Source organism: Prevotella sp. MGM1 (assembly GCF_002933775.1).
Taxonomy (GTDB): domain Bacteria; phylum Bacteroidota; class Bacteroidia; order Bacteroidales; family Bacteroidaceae; genus Prevotella.
The window spans coordinates 1-735 of the sequence record NZ_BEWV01000103.1 but is presented as its reverse complement, the minus strand read 5'-3'; the positions used below and the strand labels follow the sequence as shown (position 1 = coordinate 735).

Below are 735 nucleotides of genomic sequence, written 5' to 3'. Positions count from 1 at the left end.
GTACAGTTTCCTACCATGCCACCATGAACACGCACATTGGCACGGTAGGCACTGGCATAAAAAATCATAGATTCAGGAAAAGGACCCATATCATTTACAGGGCTCGCTATGTGTTTTCTATAGTCCCAAACACGCCGTATTGCGGATTATTCGGAAATATTTGAAAAAATACGCCTTTTTTAAATCTATTTTCGTTTCTTTGCGTCTGTAAAAGTAGAAGCGCCTTAAAAAAACAACGAACACCGAAAACAGATGAGCACCGACAGCGAACATCACATGAAAAGGTTCGAGAGCCTCATTGCCGAACGGCAAGACTGGCTGTTCCGATTTGCATATATGCGCGTCGGGCGGCGTGAAGACGCCGAAGACATAGTGCAGGAGGTGTTCATGTCGATATTCTGCAAGATGAAGAAAGACAAGGACATCAAAGACATCGACCGTTATATGATAAGGAGCGTAAGCAACGCCTGCACCGACTATCACCGGCGGCGGAAGCAGAACCACATACAGATAGACGACATGCGGGACATCCCCGTGACCGAGACCGACCGGCAGATACACGATGAGTTCACGAGAATTAACCGCCTGCTCGACTCCCTTCCGCCCGAACAGGCGGAGACCGTGAGGCTGAAATGCTACGACAACCTTACCTTCCGGCAGATAGCCGAACTCACGGAAGTACCCGAAGCGACCGTAAAGTCGCGCTACCGATACGCAATCACGCATATACAACAA

1 protein-coding gene is annotated in these 735 nt (G+C 48.8%); it reads left to right on the top strand.

Going from position 1 to position 735, the window contains the following annotated elements:
* Positions 1–252: 252 nt before the first annotated feature.
* The coding region (locus tag MoGM_RS03460) for an RNA polymerase sigma factor (RefSeq protein ID WP_104368786.1) at positions 253–735 on the top strand (483 nt) is incomplete at its 3' end.